The sequence below is a fragment of the Paraburkholderia sp. BL18I3N2 genome, assembly GCF_003001875.1.
Lineage (GTDB): Bacteria > Pseudomonadota > Gammaproteobacteria > Burkholderiales > Burkholderiaceae > Paraburkholderia > Paraburkholderia phytofirmans.
This window is the reverse complement of sequence record NZ_PVNC01000049.1, coordinates 1-6,691: the sequence shown is the minus strand read 5'-3', so window position 1 is coordinate 6,691 and position 6,691 is coordinate 1. Positions and strand designations below refer to the sequence as shown.

The following is a 6,691-nucleotide window of genomic DNA, read 5'->3' as shown; positions in this document are numbered from 1 at the left end:
ACGGTCATTAGCCACGCCGCGTTTCGACGATATGCCGTTCTAGAAGAGCGCCGCTCCTCATGCTTCTTCCGTAGTGTGGAGAAAACACCGCTTACATGGCCAACTTGGCAGCATGTCCTTCCCCCGTCTCGCCGCCCACGCCATCGCTAAGCATGAAGCATGCGTCGTGCTCGCGGATGCGTACCCCAAGGACGTCTTCATTTGTGGCCCGCTCACCAGCATGGGAGCATTGTGCGGTGGTCAACTTCAGCATTGGGCTGACTCTTTGCGTCGTTGCCGATACAGCTCGACTTCCGCGTCATAGGCCGCCAAGAATGCGTTACCGAACACAGTGTTGAAATCGTCCTCCACCGCATCCAGCATAGATCGATGCAGGCTGCGGTACCGCCCCCAAGCCCGGTTCTCATTCATGTGCGAGATAAGCCGCTCGTACCAGCGACGCTGCGCAACTTGCTGGACGATATGTTCCGGGCTGACATCCTTCAACAGTTGATTCGGAACTCGTCAAGCTGGCAGACAGCCTGCTGGCGAATTACCAGAAGCCGCAAGACCTGTAGGCGAGAATGGCCTGCTCAAGCAGCTGACCAAGATGCTGGTGGAGCGTGCGTTAGAGACGGAGATGTCCGAGCACCTGGGCCATGGCAAGAGCGAAACGGTGACCAATGCCACGGGCAACACCCGTAATGGTCATAGCGCCAAGACGCTGCAGGGGGAGTTTGGCGCGTTGCCGCTCAATATCCCGCGCGACCGTCAGGGGGCGTTCGAGCCGAAGCTGGTGGAGCGCCATCAGACGCGCTGGACGGGCTTCGACGACAAGATCGTTTCGCTGTATGCGCGTGGCCTGAGCGTGCGCGAGATCCAGGGGCATCTGGAAGAAATGTATGGCACGGAGGTCTCGCCGACGCTGATCTCGGCGGTCACCGACGCCGTCAGTGACGAGGTGAAGGTCTGGCAGGCCGTGCGCTCGAGGCGCTTTATCCGATAGCTCTGTGTTGCCCTTCACCTTGAAACTGCCACTCAATTAGTATCGCGAATTGCTGCGCGGTCCATCCTTGTGCCGCTTCTGTGCCATGAGCATAAGGATGACCAAACTCCAGCCAGGTCAGTCATGTGGAGACCTTTCTTGATTGCGAGTGGTGGCCTTTGCGACAAACCATGCGCACTTGTCGCATGTGCTACGGAGGCACCGCCGAGCTATCCGACGGCAGCTGTGAACCGCCGCGGATTTGGTGGAGGCGCCAACTCTCGCTGAATGGAGCCATGGATAAGTCGGACGGCTTCCTGCCGAATTCCACCGGCGACGGAGACCGGACAGCGCCTTGAGCTTGGATATTGAGAACGGACCTGATCCTGAGGTCCTCAACGTTGAGAGCACGTAGCGCAGATACGGGCTGTAGATAAGGCGGCACGTTCAGACCACCTACCGATATGTCGCGAACTGGACAGCCTTGCCGCAGATATGGGCTTTGTCGAGCTCGCGACACAATGGTGCCTAGCCGGGTGCGCCACCGTGCTCTAGCCAACAATTTGTATGCAAGCGGAAAACTTTGTTGAATTTTTTCGCAGTTGGCCCGGTTGTTGCCTGTCTCTGCTGGCAGCCGGTGTCAGAGCTGCACATTGGAATTCGTTTGCATTTAGCCGGGCACTTCTCTGCGACCTGTCGTTCGAAATTTTGTGAAGAAGGATGGGCGCTCAGTCGGAAACGTTTGATCCAGCACGAACGAGTTGTCGCTCAGAAAGCAGTACAACCGCCGGAAACCGATCGCAGAACAGCGCCTTGCATGTGCGTTCACGGTACAGGGTTTCTTGGCGCCGGAGATTTCAAGTGTCCGAACGTGAATCATTTTCATTCAATTTGAAGCGCGATCTCTCCTTCTTCTTTTCAATCTGGGTTGGGCAACTGCTTGTAGTTGCCTACTCTGTTGCCGACGCCCTTATTGTCGGCAACAGCAGGCCAGATCTACTCGGTGGCCTGGCACTGGGGAACGCGATTTACGGTCCGCTTATTGTAACCATGACCGCGTTTTTTTCTTCGATCACCATAAACGCCACGAGGGTTATAGCGGAGAAGTCCGCAGCAACACTAAAACACATCGCTTACTATGGCTTTGCGTCGGGATTTTTTGTTGCTATATTCGTCTTTTTTGTTTTGAAGTACTTTTCGACAATCCATCATTGGTCAAATCAATCGTCTTATCTAGTAGCCGCAACTCAAGATTATCTTGACACTCTCACGTTTAGTGCTTTGCCGTCTGCTCTCTTTCGCGTTATCGCCTGCATCGCGAACTCGGTCCGGGCCACAATATATATTTCGCTACTGCAGGGTGTCGGTTTGATAGCAAAAGTGGCCCTATCTCTGGCCTTGGTCGACAGCCCTCACTTCCACCTTGGCCTAACTGGCTGTGCACTATCGACCACCATTGCCTTCTATATTATGTGCATAGCCGCTACACTTCTTTTTCTATTCGATAGACGGTTTTCCCTATTCCGATTTGATTTTGTTTTGTCTCGAGAACCATCTGAGTTGATGGCTCTCCTGAGAACTGGCCTCCCCGTTGCATTTTCGACGCTTTCCGAAGTTACAGCGTTCGGATACATGGCCATATTGATAGGCAAGTTCAGTGCCGACCAGCTGGGTGCGCATCAAATCGTCTCCAATCTCTATAACGTCGGCTATACGGTGATCTTTTCCCTCGCAGTTTTAGTTTCTGTCAAGGTCAGTCACGCATTCGGGCTCGAAGGACCAATTGGAGCGCTCCACAAAGCAAGAACAGCGATCTTCATCACGATCGCAGTCGGATTTTCACTTGGCATTTTATATATGCTTTTTGGAGCCGCTGTCCTCCGATTTAATACGGCCGACGAGAAAGTTTTGGCGGCCTCAAATAAAATTCTGATCTTCCTGTCATTAGTGATTTTCGTCGACTGCGTTCAAACTGGTGCCGCCGCGGCTTTGCGTGCGCTTGGTATTAATGCGTTTCCCATGTTTATGCAGATAATTAGCCTGTGGATAGGTGTTGCGATTCTGGGAGACGGGTTCTCGACGCATCGGCTTCGGCTAGGTGGCGTGGACCTGGTCTCAGGACCGGGGGTCTGGTGCGGCGTTTTTCTTGGTCTGCTACCGAGCGCACTAGTTATGTCACTGGTTGCGGTCGGTGGCGGTAAGTCAGTTCGAAGGCACCTACAACGAATTATTTCTCAATGTACTTTATGACGTCATGCTGCCATGCAGTTTGGCGATCGCTCCAGCAGCGTTGGCGAATAGAAGAAACATACAGCGGAAATTTTCAAGCTAGATGTCGCCTCAACGAATGGATTCAGGCGGCTTTTTGCTCCTGTTGGTGGGGGCGTCGAATGAGTTCAGACTTGTCGGTCTGATCGGGATTCAGATAGACCGTGTGTACGCGCGTCCAGTTTCGCGTGGGGCCTTTCCATCGTAGAGGGTTGCGCTGCCTTGCCGCCTCATAAAGCGTCGCGCGGCGATCCAGAATCTGCTGATCGAGGTTGGCGTGCCGCTGTGCCGGCGTGACGAAGCGGATCGCGCTGTGACGATGCTCGTGGTTGTACCAGCGCACCAGCCCGGTGACCCAGGTGCGCGCGGCAAATAGGGTGTCGAACGGCCTTGAGCGGATAAGCAGGCCGGTACTTCAGTGTTTTGAACAGCGATTCCGAAAACGGGTTGTCGTTGCTCACGCCCGGTCGACTCAATGACGGCATGACACCCAGAGCCTGCAGGGTGGCGAGCATCGTCGCACCTTTCATCGGACCGCCGTTATCCGAATGCAGAATCACCTGGTCGGGCTGTATCGCTTCGCGTGCGCAAAGGTCCCTGAGGACTTCGCTGGCCAGCACGCTGCTTTCCTCGGCATAGACCTGCCAGCCGACGATCATCCGACTGAATACGTCCATGAACAGATAGAGATAGAAATACTGCCCACGAACCGTCGTCGGCAAGTAGGTGATGTCCCAGCTAAACAGCTGATTGGGCGCGTCGGCACATACTGCGCGAGGCTTGCTGCGGGCGCGGGCTGGTCGTTCACTGCGCCGATGAGCAAGCTGATTCTCTTCACGCAGCACCCGGTAGAACGTCGATTCTGAGGCGATGTAGCGCTGTTGGTCGGCCAGGCGAGGCACGATCTGGCTAGGTGGCAGATGAGCGAATTCGGCTGAGTTGGCCACCGCCAGCAGTTCGGCGCGTTCCTCTGCAGACAGCTTGTGGGCGGGCTCATGGCGGCGCAAGGTGCGGCCATCGACCGCGTCAGGACCGCCGCCTTGCCAGCGCTGCGCGGTGCGCGCGCTCAGCCCCAGCATGGCACACGCACGTGCCTGGCGAGCCCCGGCTGTGGTCGCCTCGCTGATCAGTTCGTTCAATGTCGCGCGCTCTTCAGGGGAAGTCATTCGTCCTCGCCCCCGAACAGCGCCTGATACTTTTTTGAGAGCACGAGCAACGCGGCTGCCTCCGCCAGTGCGCGGTCCTTGCGCTTCAGTTCGCGCTGCAATTGCACATTGGCCTGTTTCAGCTCACGCACCTCTGAGGCGTTTGCGCGTGGGCTGCCGGCGGCGCCGGCAGAGCAGAACTGCGCGCGCCACTGGAACAGATGATGGACAAACAGGCCCCGTTCGCGACACCACGCGTTCAGTGCTTCGTCGTTCAGTCCATGGCTCTGTTGCAAGGCCAGCAGGCGCTCTTCCAAAGACCAGTCTTCCGGGCGCCGTGCATCGACTGCCCCCGTGTTGCGGCTTGCGGCGTTAGACACCCGGATCCACTTCCTCAAGGTTAATACGTTCATGTTCAGTTCCGCGGCAACCGTTCCTACGGACCGGTTGCCGCGTTGCAGGACCTTCGCGAGTGCCTGCTCCCTGAATTCAACAGAATACGTCTGTTTGGCCTTCAATCTGCACCTCTGAGTTTTTCATATTAAAAAATTCAGAGGCGACATCTATTGTGACGCCGGGGGTACAGTACGCCCAGCCAACGTAGCCCGCCCACATGGGGGTGAAGTTGCTTGAGCATGTTTGGAATGCAGGACCCGGTAGATTTGAAGTTGCGGTACCGGGGCATGCCCTTTCTCTGCTGCGAGAGAAAGTGAGCCGAAGCGGCGGTGACTTGCTGGACACTGGCAAGGTGACGAAGTCCGTGGGAAACGGAGCTTGCGGCGAAGCGGTTACGCCAAGATGAGCTTCTAGGCTGAGCATGGGACGGTTGAGGGACACGAACCTATTGAAACGCATCTGAGGGTTGAATCGTCACCCCTGCCTACACCGCTTAAGAGGCAGGACGCGGATCGGCACCGGTCATACGTATGGACTGGTGCCGCGAACGCTGGCTGGAGATGTATGCCGGCCAGTTGGAATCACGGAGCGCGCGCAGCTAGACCGTGGTGTCTGCGACGACTTGCGGCAAGCAAGGATAAAGACTGCGATAGGCAACCTCGCCCGTGCGCTGAGTCCAGCATGTGAACTGGGGAAGGCTTGCATAAATGTCAAGGGAGTGTGCCCCCGATGATATGCAGGCTGGCGGAGCCTCCGTACTAGTCCGAGGCCGGGAAAGCCGGCTACATGGCGAAGGGAGGCAGTTGAAGTGGTTTGCTGGGTTGATTAGCTGACCATAGTGAGGTGAAGACCTTTGATAATCAGTGAAAGGCAAAGCAAACTGCCGACATGGTCGACGGAGGACAAAGAACGCAAGTTCGATCGACTTCTGAGACTGATTGCCGACAGGGTGGCTGAGCGAAGCGGCTCGCATTACGCTGGCTTCCAGCGGGGCTCGCACGCCAGGCGTGGACGGTGTCAGCAAGCGCATGATGGAGGAGAATCTCCAGCATGAATTGACGACGATACGCGACGAATTGTTGGCGGGCTCGTATAGTCCGCTACCGGCGCGCCGCGGAGGATGTCGTCGAAGCCCGTCCAGCGCCTCTGATGGCGCTCCACCAGCTTCGGCTCGAACGCCCCCTGACGGTCGCGCGGGATGTTGAGCGGCAACTCGCCACCCCCCCCCTGCAGCGTCTTGGCGCTATGACCATTACGGGTGTTGCCCGTGGCATTGGTCACCGCTTCGCTCTTGCCATGGCCCAGGTGTTCGGACATCTCCGTCTCTAACGCACGCTCCACCAGCATCTTGGTCAGCTGCTTGAGCAGGCCGTTCTGTAAGCGCCAAATCTGCCACACATCGTTAGGTCTCGCGTTACCGGGTAACATGTTTCACATCGATAGTTACCGGGTAACGACAGTGAGGAGGTGGGAGATGACGCAAACGACGGCGCAGCGGCAAGCGGCTTATCGGGCAAGGCGCGAGACGGCAGGCAAGGACGGCAACGGTGATCGACGTCTGGATATGTGGGTGAGTACAGAAGCCTATCTTGCTTTGACACGGTTGGCTTGCCGTTACTCGGTAACGAAGCGTCAGATGCTGGAACGACTGATCACGCGGGCAGACGACGCGATCGTGCGCCGACTCGATCCCGACTCGGAACAGTGGGGCCAATACTTCGGCCAAGCGCGGTAGCGACGTGCGTTACCCGGTAACGGGCTGCTGCTTGGCGAAGTTGAACGGTAGTAGGTCGCTAATATCGGCGTCCGGAGCACGCTGCGGCGGAGGTGTCAGAAATTTCGTGTGCTGAGGCCGGTTAAAAATCTCAGCTGATGGCGGCGGTGAATCGCTCACCGAACAGAATGGCGAACTGATTGA

Annotated in this window: 3 protein-coding genes and 3 pseudogenes; 3 read left to right on the top strand and 3 right to left on the bottom strand. The window is 56.8% G+C overall.

Translation table 11 applies throughout. The annotated features are described in order from the left end of the window. Nucleotides 1–246: 246 nt before the first annotated feature. On the bottom strand, nucleotides 247–486 hold the full coding sequence (locus B0G75_RS39710; RefSeq protein ID WP_106285461.1) for a type VI secretion system-associated FHA domain protein: 240 nt from the start codon (nucleotides 484–486) through the stop codon (nucleotides 247–249). Nucleotides 487–509: 23 nt separating this feature from the next. Between B0G75_RS39710 and B0G75_RS39705 the strand changes: the two are divergent. Together B0G75_RS39705 and B0G75_RS39700 are read left to right on the top strand one after the other, a co-directional pair. Continuing rightward, nucleotides 510–984: pseudogene (locus tag B0G75_RS39705) on the top strand (transposase); the annotation flags it as partial. 841 nt (nucleotides 985–1,825) lie between these two features. Then, entirely contained in the window at nucleotides 1,826–3,214 is a 1,389-nt protein-coding gene (locus B0G75_RS39700) for an MATE family efflux transporter (protein WP_243856932.1), read from the top strand. Nucleotides 3,215–3,317: 103 nt separating this feature from the next. Here B0G75_RS39700 and B0G75_RS39695 read toward each other — a convergent pair. Next, a pseudogene (locus B0G75_RS39695) lies at nucleotides 3,318–4,895 on the bottom strand (IS3 family transposase). Between the two features lie 996 nt (nucleotides 4,896–5,891). After that, nucleotides 5,892–6,150, bottom strand: a pseudogene (locus B0G75_RS39685) (transposase); the annotation flags it as partial. A 97-nt stretch (nucleotides 6,151–6,247) separates the two neighbouring features. Here B0G75_RS39685 and B0G75_RS39680 point away from each other — a divergent pair. Continuing rightward, nucleotides 6,248–6,508: a hypothetical protein gene (locus tag B0G75_RS39680; RefSeq protein WP_106285463.1), complete on the top strand. Its 261-nt coding sequence runs from the start codon at nucleotides 6,248–6,250 to the stop codon at nucleotides 6,506–6,508. Nucleotides 6,509–6,691 lie beyond the last annotated feature (183 nt).